The sequence below is a fragment of the Streptomyces sp. NPDC048172 genome (assembly GCF_043202595.1).
Taxonomy (GTDB): Bacteria; Actinomycetota; Actinomycetes; order Streptomycetales; family Streptomycetaceae; genus Streptomyces.
The window spans coordinates 711,868-727,620 of sequence record NZ_JBIDAT010000003.1; the positions used below are offsets into that span (position 1 = coordinate 711,868).

A 15,753-nucleotide genomic window follows, 5' to 3' on the forward strand; every position below is an offset into this window, starting at 1 on the left:
TTGCACCGGCCGCGGGGGAGCCCCGCGTCGGTCGCACCACCGTAGCGTGCGCTGGGCCGATGGGTTGACGGGTCCGCCTGTGACGGGTGCGCGGAGGGTCAGTTGCTGGTACCGGCCCGGCCCCAGTCGGGCCCGATCCGTCCCCACTCCTCGTCCCAGCGCGCGTACCTGCGCCGCATGACCTCGCGCACGGCGAGGCGCCGCGCGAGCTCCAGCACGGTGGCGGCGCCCGCGCCCGCGGCCAGTCCGGCGAGCAGGGAGTGCGAGGAGGCGGAGCGCGCGCTCATCGGGCGCGCGGTGAGGTGACCGCGCCCGTCCGTCCATACCTGGAAGCGCTCGCCGGGGCGCACGCGCTGGTGCACGGCGATGGAGCCGGTGTGCGGCTTGCCGTCGGCGGGGCCCAGCCAGCGGACGCTCACCCGCCCCCGGTCCCGGCCGGGCGCCGCGGACGCGGGGTCGGTGCGGAGGCCGGGGCGCACGGTGGTGTCCACCGCCCTCGCCCAGGTGCGGTGCCGCTCGTGCTGCTGCTCGCGCGCGGTGCGCAGCAGCGCGTCGTGGGTCGCGGCCGCGGTGAGGAGCCCGGCGGCCGGCGCGCCGACGGCGATGAGCAGGGCGGCCCAGAGGGCGAGCCACGCCTCGCGCCGGTCGGTGCGGCGGCACAGCGGATTGCCCCGCCAGCGCCAGAGGCCGACAACGGTGCGCATGCCGCTCACCCCCTTCCCCGTCCGTACGTACCTCGTCGCGCGAGGCACATGCACGAGAGGGAGACGAAGAGAGCGAAATCCCCGGGACGAAGTCCCGGCGCTTCCTGGCCCGTCGGCCGCGCCGGATCGGTGGTCGGGCCGGTCCGGTGGCCGCGTGGTTTCCCTCGTGGTTTCCCTCGTGGTGTCCCGAGTTTACTGAGTGATCGCGCGTCCCGGCTCAAGGGGGCGCACAGCGATTTGCGTACGCCGTCGATATGCCTCTGCGCCGTCATGTGCGCCCGTCCGGCCAAGGCCGCCGTTCGATGCTGCGGAGAGTGACACCGGCTCCGGGCTCGTCACCCAGCGTCGCTGATTCCGGCCGGTTACCCGAGCCGTGCGGGGAGCATTCACAGGGCCGGGGCATCTTTTGAGCGATTGCCCGGGGAATCCGTGCACTACTAACTTCTGGCGGCAGCGCGTGTGAATTTTCTTTCCCGGCACGGAGATTGGGTTCAGAATGACGACTGCGACAGAGCGGAATTCCGGCGGCGAGGGCGAGGTCGAGGCGGGCGGTCAGGCCCAGCTCAGCCTGGCCACCGCCGCGGCACGGAATCTCGCGACGACCACCAAGACACCCCCGCAGATGCAGGGGATCACGTCGCGGTGGCTGCTCAAAGTCCTTCCATGGGTGCAGGTCTCCGGCGGCACGTTCCGGGTGAACAGGCGGTTGTCCCACACGCTCGGCGACGGCCGCGTCGAATTCACCTCCACGGGTGCCGAGGTCCGTGTCATCCCCGCCGAGCTGACCGAGATCCCCCTCCTGCGCGGCTACGAGGACATGGCCGTGCTGGAGTCGCTCGCCTCCCGCTGCGCCCAGCGCGACTTCGGGCCCGGCGAGGTCGTCGCGGAGGCCGGGAGCCCCGGCGGCCTGCTGCTGGTCGCCCACGGCAAGCTGCGCAGGACGGGGCGGGGGAGGTACGACGAGGAGACGGCCCTCGGCATCCTCGCCGACGGCGACTTCGCGGGGGAGGAGAGCCTCGGCGGCACGCCCGCCACCTGGGACTCCACGCTGACCTCGCTCACCAGCGGCACCGTCCTCACCCTCGACCGCGCCGCGTTCGACGAGATCCTCGCGGGCTCCGACAGCCTCCGCGCCCACCTGGAGTCCGTCCGCGAGGCGGTCTCCGGGCGGCGCACCGAGCACGGCGAGGCGGCCATCGAGCTGGCCTCGGGCCACGCGGGCGAGCCCGCGCTGCCCGGCACGTTCGTGGACTACGAGCTGAGTCCGCGGGAGTACGAGCTGAGCGTGGCCCAGACCGTGCTGCGCGTCCACACGCGCGTCGCCGACCTCTACAACCACCCGATGAACCAGATGGAGGAGCAGCTGCGGCTGACCGTCGAGGCCCTGCGCGAGCGCCAGGAGCACGAGATGGTCAACAACCGCCGGTTCGGCCTCCTGCACAACGCGGACATGAAGCACCGCGTGCACACCCGTTCGGGCCCGCCGACCCCCGACGACCTCGACGAGCTGCTCGCCACGGTCTGGAAGGACCCGAGCGTCATCCTCGCCCACCCCAAGGCCATCGCCGCCATCGGGCGCGAATGCAGCAGCCGCGGGGTCTACCCCCAGCACACCGATCTCGACGGCCAGTCGGTGCCCTCCTGGCGGGGCGTTCCCATCCTTCCGTGCAACAAGATCCCGGTCTCCGACAGCGGCACCACGTCACTCCTCGCGATGCGCACCGGAGAGAAGACCCAGGGCGTCGTCGGGCTCCACCAGACGGGAATTCCCGACGAATACAGCCCGGGTCTCTCCGTGCGTTTCATGGGCATCAATGAAAAGGCCGTCATGTCCTATCTGGTGAGCGCCTACTATTCCGCGGCCGTCCTCGTTCCCGACGCGCTCGGCATCCTGGAGGACGTCGAGATCGGGCACTGACCCCCCGCCCACCCCCGTACATCAGCGCACGCCTTCACGAAAAGGGAGCGGGAAGACACCCGATGACCACGCACCCCGAATCCACCGGCACCACCGCACCCGACCGGTCCAGCCTCGCGACCGCCGCGGCGCGGAATCTCGCGACGACCACCAAGACGCCCCCGCAGATGCAGGGCATCTCGCCCCGCTGGCTGCTGCGCGTGCTGCCCTGGATCGAGACCACCGGCGGCACCTACCGGGTCAACCGGCGGCTCACCCACACCCTCGGCGACGGCCGCGTGGAGTTCGTCTCCACCGGCGCCGACATCCGCGTCATCCCCGCCGAGCTGCGCGAGATCCCGCTGCTGCGCGGACTCTCCGACGAGGCCGCGCTGCGCACCCTCGCCGACAGCTTCGTCCAGCGCGAGCACGAGGCCGGTGACACCCTCACCACCCGCGGCGAGCCCGCCTCGGAGCTGCTCCTCGTCGCCCACGGCAGGCTCGACAAGCGCGCGGCGGGCAAGTACGACGACGACGTGAGCCTCGGCGTCCTCGCCGACGGCGACCACACGGGCGACCAGATCCTCACCCCCGAGCCCGGCACCTGGGCGTACACGCTCACGGCGACCACCCGCTGCACCGTCCTCGCGCTGCCCCGCGAGGCGTTCCAGCAGGCGGCCGAGCGCTCCGGCGCGCTCCGCTCGCACCTCGACAGCGTCGTGTCCCGCGCCGTGCCCCGGCAGAACCGGCGCGGCGAGGCCGACATCCTCTTCGCCTCCGGACACGAGGGCGAGCTGGAGCTCCCCGGCACGTTCGTGGACTACGAGCTGAGTCCGCGGGAGTACGAGCTGAGCGTGGCCCAGACCGTGCTGCGCGTCCACACGCGCGTCGCCGACCTCTACAACGACCCCATGAACCAGGTCGAGGAGCAGCTGCGGCTGACCGTCGAGGCCCTGCGCGAGCGCCAGGAGCACGAGATGGTCAACAACCGCGAGTTCGGCCTCCTCCACAACGCCGACCTGAGCCAGCGCATCCACGCGCGCTACGGCCCGCCCACGCCCGACGACCTGGACGAGCTGATCTCGCGCCGCCGCAAGACGCGCTATCTGCTCGCGCACCCCAAGGCCATCGCCGCCGTCGGCCGCGAGTGCAGCAGCCGCGGCGTCTATCCGGGGGAGACCACCGTCGAGGGCAGCCGCGTCCTCGCCTGGCGCGGCGTCCCGCTGCTGCCCTGCGACAAGATCCCGGTGCGCGAGGACGGCACCAGCTCCATCCTCGCCATGCGCGTGGGCCAGGAGAACCAGGGCGTCGTCGGGCTCCACCAGACCGGCATCCCCGACGAGATCCAGCCCTCGCTCAACGTCCGCTTCATGGGCATCGACGAGAAGGCCCTGCTCTCCTATCTCGTCAGCGCCTACTTCTCGGCCGCCGTCCTGGTGCCCGACGCGCTCGGCATCCTGGAGGACGTCGAGGTCTGAGCGGCTCCGCCGCACATCTCCCGCACACCCCTCACACACAGCCGCGCCCGGGGCGTTGCCCGCCGCCGGGCGCGGCTGCACGATGACGGGGTGCGCAATCCATGGCTCGCCCTCGAAGCGGGAGCGGACCCGGCCGCGCGCGCGGGCCAGGTGCGCCGCGCCCACGAGGAGTTCCTGACCGGAGGCTCGATCGCCACGCCGGTGCGCGACGTGGTCGCCGAGTCGTGGCGCCGCTGTGCCGGAGCCCGCGTCGAACCGGAGCGCCTCGCCCGTATCGACCTCGACGAGGCGGCGCTCGCCGCCTGCCGCGCCGAGCACCCCCTCGCGCCCGTGATGCCGCTCTTCCGCGAACTCCTCGGCACCATCGCCGAGGACGGCGAGCACCTGCTCTCCGTCTGCGACGCGCGCGGCCGGATGCTCTGGGTCGAGGGCCACGCCCAGGTGCTGCGCCGCGCCGAGCGGATGAACTTCGTCCCCGGCTCCCGCTGGGCCGAACGCGCCTCCGGCACCAACGCGCCCGGCACGGCCCTCGCCCTCGACCACCCCGTGCAGATCTTCGCCTCCGAGCACTACTGCCGCCCCGTGCAGGCGTGGACGTGCGCCGCCGCGCCCGTCCACGACCCGCGCACCCACCGCGTCATCGGCGCCGTCGACATCACCGGCGGCGACCATCTCGCCGCGCCGCAGAGCCTCGCGCTCGTCCAGGCCACCGCGCGCGCCGCCGAGGCCCGCCTCGCCGAGCTCGGCCCCAGGAACCCCGCGCCCGCCGCCACGTACGCCCTGGACGTCCTCGGCCGCGACGAGGCCCTGCTGCACACCCCGTACACCCGTGCCACCGGGCAGCCCGTACGGCTGGGCCCGCGGCACAGCGAGATCATGCTGCTGCTCGCCGCGCACCCCGACGGGCTGACCGGCGAGCGGCTCGCCCACGAGCTGTACGGCGAGCGCGACGTCAACCCCGTCACCCTGCGCGCCGAACTCTCCCGGCTGCGGCATCTGCTGGGCCCGCTGCTCGTCTCGCGCCCGTACCGGCTGCGGGAGCGCCCCGCCACCGACTACGACGCCGTCGCCGACGCGCTCGGCGCCGCCGACCCCGGCGCGGCCCTCGCCGCCTACCCCGGGCCGCTGCTGCCCCGCTCCGAGGCCCCCGGCGTCATCCGGCTGCGGCGGCTGCTCGAACAGCGGCTGCGCCGCCGCCTCCTCGCGAGCGGCGACCCCGCGCTGCTGGAGAGCTGGCTGTGCACGCCCTGGGGCGAGGACGACCTGGAGGTACGGGACCTGCTGCACGCCCGTACGGCCCGCGCCGCCGCACCCCCGGCCGGGGACCCCGCGCATGCAACCTCCGCGCAACGTTCCGCGCGCTAGCGTCCCCACGACCGCGCCCGCCGCACCGGCGGCGGGGTCCCCTCAAGGGAGGCAGAGCATGAGCCGCTACGCAGCACCGGGCACCGAGGGCGCCCTGATGTCGTATCAGCCGCGCTACGACCACTGGATCGGCGGCAGCTACGTCGCCCCCAAGCAGGGCGGCTACTTCGAGAACCCCACGCCGGTCACAGGACAGCCCTTCACCGAGATCGCCCGGGGCACCGCCGACGACGTCGAGCGCGCCATCGACGCCGCGCACGAGGCCCAGCCCGCCTGGGGTCGCAAGGCCCCCGCCGAGCGCGCCGCCGTCCTCAACGGGATCGCGCAGCGGATGGAGGCGCACCTGGAGGAGCTGGCGGTCGCCGAGAGCTGGGAGAACGGCAAGCCGGTCCGCGAGACCCTCGCCGCGGACATCCCGCTCGCCATCGACCACTTCCGCTACTTCGCGGGGGCGATACGCGCGCAGGAGGGCTCGCTCTCCCAGATCGACGAGGACACCGTCGCGTACCACTTCCACGAGCCGCTGGGCGTCGTCGCGCAGATCATCCCGTGGAACTTCCCGATCCTCATGGCCACGTGGAAGCTCGCCCCCGCGCTCGCCGCGGGCAACGCCGTGGTCCTCAAGCCCGCCGAGCAGACCCCCGCCTCCATCCACTACTGGATGAGCCTGGTCGCCGACCTGCTGCCGCCCGGCGTCGTCAACATCGTCAACGGCTTCGGCGCCGAGGCGGGCAAGCCTCTGGCCAGCAATCCGCGCGTCGCGAAGATCGCCTTCACGGGCGAGACCACGACGGGGCGCCTCATCATGCAGTACGCCTCGGAGAACCTGAAGCCCGTCACGCTGGAGCTGGGCGGCAAGAGCCCGAACATCTTCTTCGAGGACGTCTCCGACGACGGCGACGACTTCTACGACAAGGCCCTCGAAGGCTTCACCCTGTTCGCCCTCAACCAGGGCGAGGTGTGCACCTGCCCGTCCCGCGCCCTCATCCAGCAGGGCCACTACCGCAGCTTCCTCGACGCGGGGATCGCCCGCACCGAGGCCATCGTCCAGGGGCATCCGCTGGACACCGCGACCATGGTCGGCGCACAGGCGTCCAACGACCAGCTGGAGAAGATCCTCTCCTACCTCGACATCGGACGGCAGGAGGGCGCCCGCGTCCTCACCGGCGGCGCCCGCGCCGAACTCGGCGGGGAACTGGAGGGCGGCTACTACGTCCGGCCCACCATCCTGGAGGGCGGCAACCAGATGCGGGTCTTCCAGGAGGAGATCTTCGGCCCCGTCGTCTCCGTCACCGGCTTCACCGACTTCGACGACGCGATGAAGATCGCCAACGACACGCTCTACGGCCTCGGCGCGGGCGTCTGGACCCGCGACGGCTCCCGCGCCTACCGCGCCGGACGCGCCATCCAGGCGGGCCGCGTGTGGACGAACTGCTTCCACGCGTATCCCGCGCACGCCGCCTTCGGCGGCTACAAGCAGTCGGGCATCGGCCGCGAGACGCACAAGATGATGCTCGACCACTACCAGCAGACGAAGAACCTGCTGGTCAGCTACTCGGACAAGAAGCTCGGACTCTTCTGATGGCACAGCAGAAGGAGCGCGTCGCCCTCACCCCGGAAGCGGCGCGCCTGCTGCGCGAGCTGACGGAGAAGCACGGCCCGCTGATGTTCCACCAGTCCGGCGGCTGCTGCGACGGCAGCAGCCCCATGTGCTACGAGCGTGGCGAACTCCGCACCGGCGACTCCGACGTGCTGCTCGGCGAGCTGGAGGTCGAAGGCGTCGCCGATCCGGTGCCGTTCTGGATGTCGGCCAGCCAGTTCGCGTACTGGAGCCACACCCATCTGACCGTGGACGTGGTCGAGGGGAGGGGAAGCGGCTTCTCCCTGGAGGCGCCCGAGGGCGTCCGCTTCCTCATCCGCTCCCGGCTCATGGAGACGTGAGCGTCTCCCGCCCTCCCCGCTCCACCACGCCGTGCCCGCCCCCCGGCAGAGATCGGCGCCGGACCTGGCCCGTCAGCCCGTCAGTACCCCCGGCCGGGGTACTGGTGCCCGCCGTACGGATCCTCGTACGGACCCGGCATCTGACGGGGCACCGGCGGGCGCGGCGCGACCGGCCGCATCTGCGGCGGCTGCGCCTGCTGCGGCACCTGAGGGTGCGGCTGGGGCTGCTGCTGCGCCGGCGGAGCCGCGTAACCCCTCATCGGGGCGTGGGTCTGCGGCGGCACATAGGCACCCGGGGCCTGCTGCAGCGGGGCCGGGGCCTGCGGGAGCGCGGGCTGGGCCTGGGGCAGCGCGGGCTGCGTCATCTGCTGATGATGCTGCGGCACGGGCGGAGCCGGGGGCTGATACCCGCCGTACTGCGGCGCCGGGGGCTGCTGCGCGGCCGGACCGGGCGGAAGTGCGGCGGGCGGCAACGCGGGAAGACTGCCACCGGTGTCGTAAAGAGGCGATGTCACTCGGATAGGAGCGATCTGCGGCGTGCCCCGCTCGGCGACCAGCATGTCGTAGATCGGTGTCTCGGGGTAGCTCGGTGCAGCGTAGTAGCCGCCGCCATAAGAGCTGCGGGGGGAGGTCATGCCCATAAGTTAAGCCCAAAATGTGGCCGTTGGGGAGTCCGATAGGTGGACGGTTCTCCGTGTTCGGAGTGACTGCGGCTCACCAATGTGAGCGAATCGACGGAAAACGGGCCCCAAGGTGCGTTGGAATCCTGTAAAGAGCGTGTGCCCCGGAGGGGGACGCGTCATGCGGGGAACCCGGACAGTAGGTTGGGAAGCACGCGAGCCGAGGGCCGAAATGCCGAGCAGGGCAGAGGGGGAGCGGGCAGCATGACGATGCGCAAGGGAACGAACGTCCCCGTCACGGCGGACGCGGTACGGATCGAGCTGGGCTGGCGCACCGGTCCCGGCGTCCCCGACGTCGACGCCTCGGCGCTGCTGCTCACCGACACCGGGAAGGTCCGCTCGGACGGCGACTTCGTCTTCTACAACCAGCCCCGGCACGCCACCGGCGCGGTCCGCCACGAGGGGAAGCGGCCCCAGGGCGCCGCGTGCGTCGACGAGTTGGGCGCCGACCTCGGGCGCGTCGAGCCCGGCATCGAACGGATCGTCGTCGTCGCCTCCGCCGACGGGGGCACTTTCGGCCAGGTGCCCGGGCTCTACGTCCGCGTGCTGGAGGCCGTGACCGGGTCCGAGCTGGCCCGCTTCGACAGCGACGACGCCACGGTGGAGACCGCGTTCGTCCTCGGCGAGCTCTACCGCAGACAGGGAGTCTGGAAGTTCCGCGCCGTCGGACAGGGCTACGGCAGCGGACTCGCGGGCCTCGCGACCGACTTCGGCATCAGCGTGGACGACCCGGCCCCCGCCCCTACGCGCACCCCCGCGCCCCCGCGTGCCCCGGAGGCCCCCACAGCGCCGGCGCCCGCCCCGCAGGCCCCTCCGGTGTCCCCGCGCGCCCCGGAACCCCCGCAGGCCCCGCAGGCCCCCGCGCCCCCTTCCGCCCCCGTACGCCTCAGCAAGGTCACCCTCACGAAGGACGCGCCGTCCGTCTCGCTCACCAAGCAGGGCGGCACCTCCGGCAAGATGCGCGTGAACCTCAACTGGACGACGCAGGGCTTCCAGTCCAAGGGCCTCGCGGGCCGCCTCAGCCGCGCCATGGGCTCCCTCACCGGGCCCGACCTCGACCTGTGCGCCCTCTTCGAGCTGACCGACGGGCGCAAGGGCGTCGTCCAGGCCCTCGGCAACTCCTTCGGCTCCGTCGACCGCCCGCCCTACATCCACCTCGACGGCGACGACCGTACGGGCGCCGTCGAGACCGGCGAGAACCTCACCATCAACCTCGACCACATCAAGGACCTGCGCCGCGTCCTCATCTTCGTCACCATCTACGAGGGCGCCCGCTCCTTCGCCGGGCTGCACGCCACCGTCACGCTCCAGCCCCAGCACGGCGCGCCCGTCGACTTCTCCCTCGACGAGTGCACCGTCCCCTCCACCGTCTGCGCCCTGGCCCTGCTCACCAACGAGGGCGGCGACCTGATCGTCCGCCGCGAGGCCCGCTACCTGGTCCCTGGCCGCGGCGTCAGCCCTCAGCGCACCGTCGACCAGGAGTACGGCTGGGGCATGCAGTGGACCCCGGGCCGCAAGTGACGGCGGGTCAGGGGGCCGGTCACGGATAGGTGCGGCCCTTCCATGCCGCGCCCCTGCCCCGGTAGTGCCGCACCGCCGAGTCCACCGTCATCGCCAGGTACAGCGCGGCGGTGACCGGCAGGAGCGGGGCCAGCCAGAGCGGCTGGCCGTAGTGGCGGAGCATCGGCACGTACGTCAGCGTCATCAGCGCCCACGCCGCGCCGCCCACCGGCGAGCCCGCGCACGCGGCCACCGGCGGCACCAGATAGACCAGCGCGAGCCCGGCGACCGTGCCGAGCAGCAGCAGCGGGTTGTTCCGCAACTGGGCGTACGCGCTGCGCGAGACCATCCGCCACAGCGGACGCAGCCCGCTGTACGGGCGTACGCTCGCGACGCCCTCCGCCAGCCCCAGCCAGATCCGGCCGCCCGCGCGCTTGACCGTACGGCCGAGTGTCACGTCGTCGATCACCGCGTCCCTGATGCTGTCCGGGAGCCCCGCGCGTACGGCCGTCTCCGTGCGCAGCAGCACGCAGCCGCCCGCCGCCGCTGCCGTACGGCCCGTGGCGCTGTTGATCCAGCGGAACGGGTAGAGCTGCGCGAAGAAGTACACGAAGGCGGGAACGATCAGGCGCTCCCATCCGGAGACGACCCGCAGCCGCGCCATCTGCGAGACCAGGTCGAGGCGCGAGACGCGCGCGGCGGACACCAGACGGCGCAGCGAGTCCGGCTCGTGGGCGATGTCCGCGTCGGTCAGCAGCAGGAACCCCGGCTCCGCGCCGTCCGCCGCGCGCCCCTCCGCGCGTGCGACCCGCATGCCGTGGCGCACGGCCCACAGCTTCCCCGTCCAGCCCGGTGCGGGCTCGCCGGGGGAGCGGACCGTCAACGGGAGCCCGCGCGGCGCCGCTTCGGCGAGCTTGCGCGCGACCTCGTCCGTGCCGTCCGTCGATCCGTCGTCGACGAGCACGATCCGGGCCCGGCCCGGATAGTCCTGCGCCAGCAGCGTGGGCAGGCTCAGCGGCAGCACCTCCGCCTCGTCCCGCGCGGGCACCACCACGGCTACCTCCGGCCAGTCGCCGTCCTCCGGGCCCTCGTCCGGGCCGCCGCCGGGCGGCAGCCTCACGTCCGTACGCCAGAAGAAGCCCTGTCCGAGCAGCAGCCAGAGCCAGGCGGCGAGGGAGAGCGCGGCGGTCCATGTGAGCACGGTCATCGGCGGCAGTCTGCCCCACGCGGACCCGTATGACCGATCGATTAGAGTGGTGCTCCGTGAAGATCGCGCTGATGGACTCCGGAATCGGCCTCCTCCCGGCCGCCGCCGCCGTACGCCGGGCTCGGCCCGACGCCGACCTCGTGCTCTCGGACGACCCGGACGGCATGCCCTGGGGCCCCCGCGACACCCACGACATCACCGCCCACGCGCTGGCCTGCGCCCGTGCCGCCGCCGAGCGGGGGCCGGACGCGCTGATCGTCGCCTGCAACACCGCGACCGTGCACGCGCTGCCCGCGATCCGCGCCGAACTGGAGCCCGCCGTCCCGGTCATCGGCACCGTTCCGGCCATCAAGCCCGCCGCCGCTGCCGCCGCCACTTCCGGCGGACCCCTCGCGATCTGGGCCACCCCCGCCACCACCGGCAGCCCGTACCAGCACCGCCTGATCGCGGAGTTCGGCAAGGGCGCCGACATCACCGAGGTGCCCTGCCACGGTCTCGCCGACGCGATCGAGAGCGGCGACGAGGACCTCATCGACAGGGCCGTGCGCGCCGCCGCCGCGCTCACCCCCGACGACGTGCGCACCGTCGTCCTCGGCTGCACCCACTACGAGCTGGTCGGCACCCGGGTCCGCGAGGCCGTCACCCCGCCCGGCGGCACCCCGCCGGTCCTGCACGGCTCGGCCCAGGCCGTCTGCGCCCAGGCGCTGCGCCGCGCGAACGCCGTCCCGGACCCGGACGCCGCGCCGACCGGCGGCCTCACCGTGCTGCACAGCGGCAGTACGGGGGAGCTGACCGCCACCGCGCTGACGTACGCCGAGGGGCGGCTGCTCGCCTCCTCCAGCCCCTCCACTCCCGCCAGGGGCTGAACACGGGCTGCCCCTGACTGCGGAGCGGAGTAGTCTCCTCACTATGAGGGATCATCCCCGCGATGCCGTGCCCCCGGTCAAGGGAGCCGAGGGTGACGCGGTTCCCCCCGTCACCCCGCCGTCCCCGACGTCCCCGACGGACCAGCCCTGTCCCGAGCACTGGACCGGCCGGGCCACCAACCGCTATCAGTGGGCGCTCGCCGCGCTCGGCGCCGCCTGTCTCGCCCTCGGGATCGACCTCGCCGTGGAAGCCGCCTGGTGGGGCGGGCTCGCGCCGCTGGTCATGTCCGTTGTCGGCTGCCTCGCCGCGGGGCTGCTGATCCTCTTCGGCACCCTCGCCTTCGTGCAGGTCAAGGTGAAGGTCGACGACGACGCCCTGGAGGTGCGGTGCGGACACGCCGGGCTGCCCCGCCGCCGTATCCCGCTGCGCGACGTGATCGAGGCCGACCACGCCCCGAGCGTCACCCCGCGTCACTGGGGCGGCTGGGGTTACCGCTGGCGGCCCGAGAAGGGCACCGCCGTCATCGTCCGCAGGGGCGAGGGCGTGGTCCTGCGCCTCGGCGACGGCCGCGTCTTCACGGTCACGGTCGACGACGCCGAGGCCGCGGTCCGCGTCATCCGCTCCCGTCTCGCGGCGACGCCGGGCGCCTGAACCGGCACTTTCCCGGGCCCCTCGTGGTGGAGTCCGCTCCACCTTCGGGACGCCAGTCCGCTCCCTCCCCTCCTTGACCTGGCGTTTCTAGCGTTCTCCGTAGCACTACTGCACACAGGGCAAGGGCTACGGAGGGACACGCATGCTCGGGCGGCGCGGGACCGTGACGGATGTCGGGGGAGGCACGGACGTCTCCCTCGACGGGGCGTCCGCACTCAGCCTCGACGGGGTCAGCAGGGAGTACCGGAGGGGCGTACGGGCGCTGGACGAGGTCAGCCTCCAGCTGCCGCGCGGGCGCTTCCTCGCCGTCATGGGCCGCTCGGGATCCGGCAAGTCGACGATGCTCGCCTGCGCCGCCGGGCTGGACAGGCCCACCGGCGGGACCGTCCGCGTCGGCGGCACCGACCTTTCGGGGCTGACGCCCGAGGCGCTCACCCGGCTGCGCCGGGACCGTATCGGCTTCGTCTTCCAGGACCTCAATCTGCTGCCCGCGCTGACCGTGCTGGAGAACGTCGCGCTCCCGCTCCTCCTCGCGGAGACCGGCGGGATCCCGGCCGCCGAGGAGCGCGCCCGGCGCGCGCTCGCCGCCGTCGGGCTGCCGGACCGCGCCGACGACGCGCCCGCGCGCCTCTCCGGCGGCCAGCGGCAGCGGGTCGCCGTCGCCCGCGCCCTCGTGACGGGCGCCGGGCTCCTCCTCGCCGACGAGCCGACCGGCGCCCTCGACCCGGTCACCGCGCAGGAGGTCCTCGGCCTGCTGCGGCACACCGTCGACACCGAGGGGAACGCCGTGCTCATGGTCACCCACGACCCGGCCGCCGCCCGGTGGGCCGACAGCACGGTGTTCCTCACCGACGGCCGCGTGACCGGCTGCCTGGAGCGGCCGGACGAGGCGGCGATCCGGCGGGAGCTGGCCCGGGGTCCGGTCCGGTGAACGCCGCCCGCCTGCTCGCGGCGCGCTCCGCGCGCGTCCACCGCCGCGCCTGGACGGCGGTCTTCGCCGCCCTCGCGCTCACCTCCGTCCTGCTGGGCGCCTTCGCGCTCGCCGTCGGCTCCACGGCGCTCGGCCACCCGCGCGTCGAGCGGTACGCGGCGGCGCCCCTCGTCGTCGCGGGCGACCAGACCACCCGCTACACGGCCAAGCCCTGGGGCAGCGACCCCGAGACGGCCACCGCCGCGCTCACCGAACGCGTCCGCGTGCCCGCCCGCGCCCTCGACGTGGTCCGTGCGGTCCCCGGCGTACGGGAGGCGGTGCCCGACCGCTCGTTCCAGGCGTCGACGGGGCGGGCCTCGCGCCCGCTGCCGGGTCGCTCCTGGGGCGCCGCCGCGCTCGCGCCGTACGCCCTGCGCGAGGGGCGCGCACCCCGTGCCGCGCACGAGGCCGTCGCGGGCGGCGGTTCGGGCGTACGCCCCGGACAGCGGATCGCCGGGCAGCGGATCGTGGGCGTCGCCGACGGGCCGCGCGCGCTGTACGTGACCGAGGGCGAGGCCCGTCAGCGCGCCGGGCGTCCGTACGCGCTCGACGCCATCGGCGTGCTCCCCGCGCGCGGCACGGACGCGGGCGCACTGCGCGACCGCGTCCAGCGGGCGCTCGACAGGGCAGGGCTGCGCGACGTCGGGGCGGAAGGGCGGGGGCGGGCCGAGGGCGACTCCGGCGCGCTGCGCGTCCTGACCGGTGACGCGCGCGGCGCGGCCGAGCACTTCCACGCGGCACCCGCCCGCTCAGGGCTGCTCGAACTGGAGGGGGCGATGTCGGCCACCTTCGTCCTCGTCGCGCTGCTCGTCGTCTCCTCGCTCGTCGCCCAGGCCCTCCACCAGCGCATGGGCGAGCTCGTGCTGCTCCGTACGGTCGGCGCCACGCCCCGCCAGTTCCGCGCGGCCGTCATGGGGGAGGTGCTGCGGGTCGCGGCGCCCGCCGCGCTGTGCGGCGCCGTCGGCTCCGTGCCCGCCTTCCTCGCGCTGTGGTGGTGGCTGCCGCGCCGGGGCGCCGTCCCCGACGGGCTCGAACTGCCCACCCCCGGCTGGCTGTTCACCCTGCCCCTGGCCACCGCCGCGCTCACCGTGGGGGCCGCGTCGCTCGCCGCGCTGCTCGCCTCCGTCCGTACGGCCAAGGCGCGCCCGGCGCGGGCCGTGCAGCCGCCCGGCAAGGGGCGCCGCACGGCCGGGCTGGTGCTGCTCGTCCTCGGCGCGGGCTCGGCGGGCACGGCCGCGGCGCAGCGCGGGGAGACCGCGGCGGCGGCCGCGAGCGGGGCCGCCGTCACGCTCGTCATCGGCTGCGCCCTGCTCGGCCCCTGGATCGCGGAGGCCGCGATGCGGCTGCTGCACGGGCCGCTGCGGCGCGCGGGCGGCCCCGGCGGCTGGCTCGCCGCCGCCAACTGCACGGCGAACTCCCGCCGTCTGGGCGCCGTGATCACCCCGGTCGTGCTGGTCACCGCGTTCGTCCTGGTGCAGCTCTCCGCCGCCGCGACGATGCGCGCGCAGGGCGGCGTCCAGGCCGGGCAGGCGCTGCGCGCCGACCTCGCGGTCACCGCGCCCGGCGACCTGTCCGAGCGCGCGCTCGACCGGCTGCGCGCGCGGACGAAGGGCGTCACCGCCGCGACCGCCGTGCTGCCCGGCACGGTCGTCCTCGCCCGCAAGGAGACCGGCGAACCCCGCCTGGAACGGCTGCCCGTGCACGGCGTCACCCCCCACGGTCTCTCCCGCGTCCTCGACCCCGACGTCACCGGGGGCACACTGTCCGGGCTGCGCCCCGGCACGGTCGCCGTCGGCGCGGACCGCGCCCGCGCGCTCGGCCTGGCACCGGGTTCGATCGTACGGCTGCGCTTCGGCGACGGCGTCGAGCGGAAGCTGCGCGTCACCGCCGTCTACGCGCGCTCCCTCGCGCTCGGCGACTTCCTGCTCTCCCGCGCCGAACTCGCCCGCCACACCCGGGAGTCCGCGACCACACGGATCCTGGTCGCCACCGGCGGCGCGGACGCCGTCGGCGCGGACGCGGTCGGCGCGCTCACCCGCGCGCTGCCCGGCGCCCGCGTGGACCGCTCGCCCGCGCTGGAGCCCCCGCGCGCCGAGGACGAGGCGGCGGGGGAGGCGCTGAGCACGGTCGCCGTGGCCGCCATCGGTGCCTTCGCGGCGCTCGCCGTGCTGAGCACCCTCAGCCTCGTCACCGCCGGGCGGCGCGGCGAGTTCACCCTGCTGCGGCGGGTCGGCGCCGGGTGCGGGCAGGCCCGCCGGATGCTCCGCTTCGAGATGGCGGTCGTGGCGGGCTGCGGGCTGGTGCTCGGCACCCTGGTGGCGGCTCTCCCGCTGACGGCGTTCAGCTTCGCCATGGCCCGCGCCCTGCCGTACGTGCCGCCCGCGCTCGCGGTCACCGTCGTCGTGGCGGTCGCGGCGACGGTCTGGGCGGGTACGGCGCTGCCGGCGCGGCGGGCACTCGGGGGACAGTGACCGTGACCGTGAACGGGTCACC

Annotated in this window: 13 protein-coding genes; 10 read left to right on the forward strand and 3 right to left on the reverse strand. The window is 74.2% G+C overall.

Features of this window, described 5'->3' with window-relative positions:
• Positions 1 to 98: 98 nt before the first annotated feature.
• A complete protein-coding gene (locus ACGF3A_RS16520) occupies positions 99 to 704 on the reverse strand; it encodes a hypothetical protein (RefSeq protein WP_393730214.1) in 606 nt (201 codons plus the stop codon).
• Positions 705 to 1,200: 496 nt separating this feature from the next.
• Between ACGF3A_RS16520 and ACGF3A_RS16525 the strand changes: the two genes are divergently transcribed.
• The 5 genes from ACGF3A_RS16525 (at position 1,201) to ACGF3A_RS16545 (ending at position 7,385) form a co-directional block, all read left to right on the forward strand.
• Positions 1,201 to 2,622: a family 2B encapsulin nanocompartment shell protein gene (locus tag ACGF3A_RS16525; protein ID WP_393730216.1), complete on the forward strand. Its 1,422-nt coding sequence runs from the start codon at positions 1,201 to 1,203 to the stop codon at positions 2,620 to 2,622.
• 62 nt (positions 2,623 to 2,684) lie between these two features.
• The gene (locus ACGF3A_RS16530; RefSeq protein WP_393730218.1) at positions 2,685 to 4,079 is read left to right on the forward strand and encodes a family 2B encapsulin nanocompartment shell protein; all 1,395 of its coding nucleotides are present in this window, start codon (positions 2,685 to 2,687) and stop codon (positions 4,077 to 4,079) included.
• A 90-nt stretch (positions 4,080 to 4,169) separates the two neighbouring features.
• Positions 4,170 to 5,444, forward strand: a complete 1,275-nt coding sequence (locus ACGF3A_RS16535) for a GAF domain-containing protein (protein WP_393730220.1) — start codon at positions 4,170 to 4,172, stop codon at positions 5,442 to 5,444.
• A gap of 58 nt (positions 5,445 to 5,502) precedes the next feature.
• A complete protein-coding gene (locus ACGF3A_RS16540) occupies positions 5,503 to 7,026 on the forward strand; it encodes an aldehyde dehydrogenase family protein (RefSeq protein WP_393730222.1) in 1,524 nt (507 codons plus the stop codon).
• On the forward strand, positions 7,026 to 7,385 hold the full coding sequence (locus ACGF3A_RS16545) for a DUF779 domain-containing protein (RefSeq protein WP_393730224.1): 360 nt from the start codon (positions 7,026 to 7,028) through the stop codon (positions 7,383 to 7,385). Before ACGF3A_RS16540 ends, ACGF3A_RS16545 begins: the two co-directional genes overlap by 1 nt.
• Before the next feature lie 80 nt (positions 7,386 to 7,465).
• Here ACGF3A_RS16545 and ACGF3A_RS16550 read toward each other — a convergent pair whose 3' ends face one another.
• Complete coding sequence (locus ACGF3A_RS16550; protein ID WP_393730226.1) at positions 7,466 to 8,020, reverse strand: DUF6643 family protein; 555 nt, start codon at positions 8,018 to 8,020, stop codon at positions 7,466 to 7,468.
• 249 nt (positions 8,021 to 8,269) lie between these two features.
• On the opposite strand from ACGF3A_RS16550, the gene ACGF3A_RS16555 reads away from it, so the two are divergent.
• The gene (locus ACGF3A_RS16555) at positions 8,270 to 9,586 is read left to right on the forward strand and encodes a TerD family protein (protein WP_393730228.1); all 1,317 of its coding nucleotides are present in this window, start codon (positions 8,270 to 8,272) and stop codon (positions 9,584 to 9,586) included.
• Positions 9,587 to 9,605: 19 nt separating this feature from the next.
• Here the strand turns inward: ACGF3A_RS16555 and ACGF3A_RS16560 are convergent, their stop codons facing one another.
• Positions 9,606 to 10,772: a glycosyltransferase gene (locus ACGF3A_RS16560; protein ID WP_393730230.1), complete on the reverse strand. Its 1,167-nt coding sequence runs from the start codon at positions 10,770 to 10,772 to the stop codon at positions 9,606 to 9,608.
• 56 nt (positions 10,773 to 10,828) lie between these two features.
• Here ACGF3A_RS16560 and ACGF3A_RS16565 point away from each other — a divergent pair, with 56 nt between their 5' ends.
• From ACGF3A_RS16565 to ACGF3A_RS16580, 4 genes are all read left to right on the forward strand, one after another.
• Entirely contained in the window at positions 10,829 to 11,638 is an 810-nt protein-coding gene (locus ACGF3A_RS16565) for a glutamate racemase (protein ID WP_393730718.1), read from the forward strand.
• Positions 11,639 to 11,681: 43 nt separating this feature from the next.
• Positions 11,682 to 12,290 carry a hypothetical protein gene (locus tag ACGF3A_RS16570; protein ID WP_393730232.1) on the forward strand — a complete coding sequence of 203 codons (609 nt, stop codon included), beginning with the start codon at positions 11,682 to 11,684 and terminating at the stop codon, positions 12,288 to 12,290.
• A gap of 142 nt (positions 12,291 to 12,432) precedes the next feature.
• A complete protein-coding gene (locus ACGF3A_RS16575; RefSeq protein ID WP_393730234.1) occupies positions 12,433 to 13,221 on the forward strand; it encodes an ABC transporter ATP-binding protein in 789 nt (262 codons plus the stop codon).
• Entirely contained in the window at positions 13,218 to 15,731 is a 2,514-nt protein-coding gene (locus tag ACGF3A_RS16580) for an FtsX-like permease family protein (protein ID WP_393730236.1), read from the forward strand. The genes ACGF3A_RS16575 and ACGF3A_RS16580 overlap by 4 nt, the downstream gene beginning before the upstream one ends.
• Positions 15,732 to 15,753: the final 22 nt, after the last annotated feature.

Coding starts and splice junctions, on each gene's coding strand:
- ACGF3A_RS16555 (WP_393730228.1), top strand. CDS start 8,270: ATGACGATGCGCAAGGGAACGAACGTCCCCGTCACGGCGGACGCGGTA.
- ACGF3A_RS16560 (WP_393730230.1), bottom strand. CDS start 10,772: ATGACCGTGCTCACATGGACCGCCGCGCTCTCCCTCGCCGCCTGGCTC.
- ACGF3A_RS16525 (WP_393730216.1), top strand. CDS start 1,201: ATGACGACTGCGACAGAGCGGAATTCCGGCGGCGAGGGCGAGGTCGAG.
- ACGF3A_RS16530 (WP_393730218.1), top strand. CDS start 2,685: ATGACCACGCACCCCGAATCCACCGGCACCACCGCACCCGACCGGTCC.
- ACGF3A_RS16575 (WP_393730234.1), top strand. CDS start 12,433: ATGCTCGGGCGGCGCGGGACCGTGACGGATGTCGGGGGAGGCACGGAC.
- ACGF3A_RS16520 (WP_393730214.1), bottom strand. CDS start 704: ATGCGCACCGTTGTCGGCCTCTGGCGCTGGCGGGGCAATCCGCTGTGC.
- ACGF3A_RS16545 (WP_393730224.1), top strand. CDS start 7,026: ATGGCACAGCAGAAGGAGCGCGTCGCCCTCACCCCGGAAGCGGCGCGC.
- ACGF3A_RS16540 (WP_393730222.1), top strand. CDS start 5,503: ATGAGCCGCTACGCAGCACCGGGCACCGAGGGCGCCCTGATGTCGTAT.
- ACGF3A_RS16570 (WP_393730232.1), top strand. CDS start 11,682: ATGAGGGATCATCCCCGCGATGCCGTGCCCCCGGTCAAGGGAGCCGAG.
- ACGF3A_RS16550 (WP_393730226.1), bottom strand. CDS start 8,020: ATGACCTCCCCCCGCAGCTCTTATGGCGGCGGCTACTACGCTGCACCG.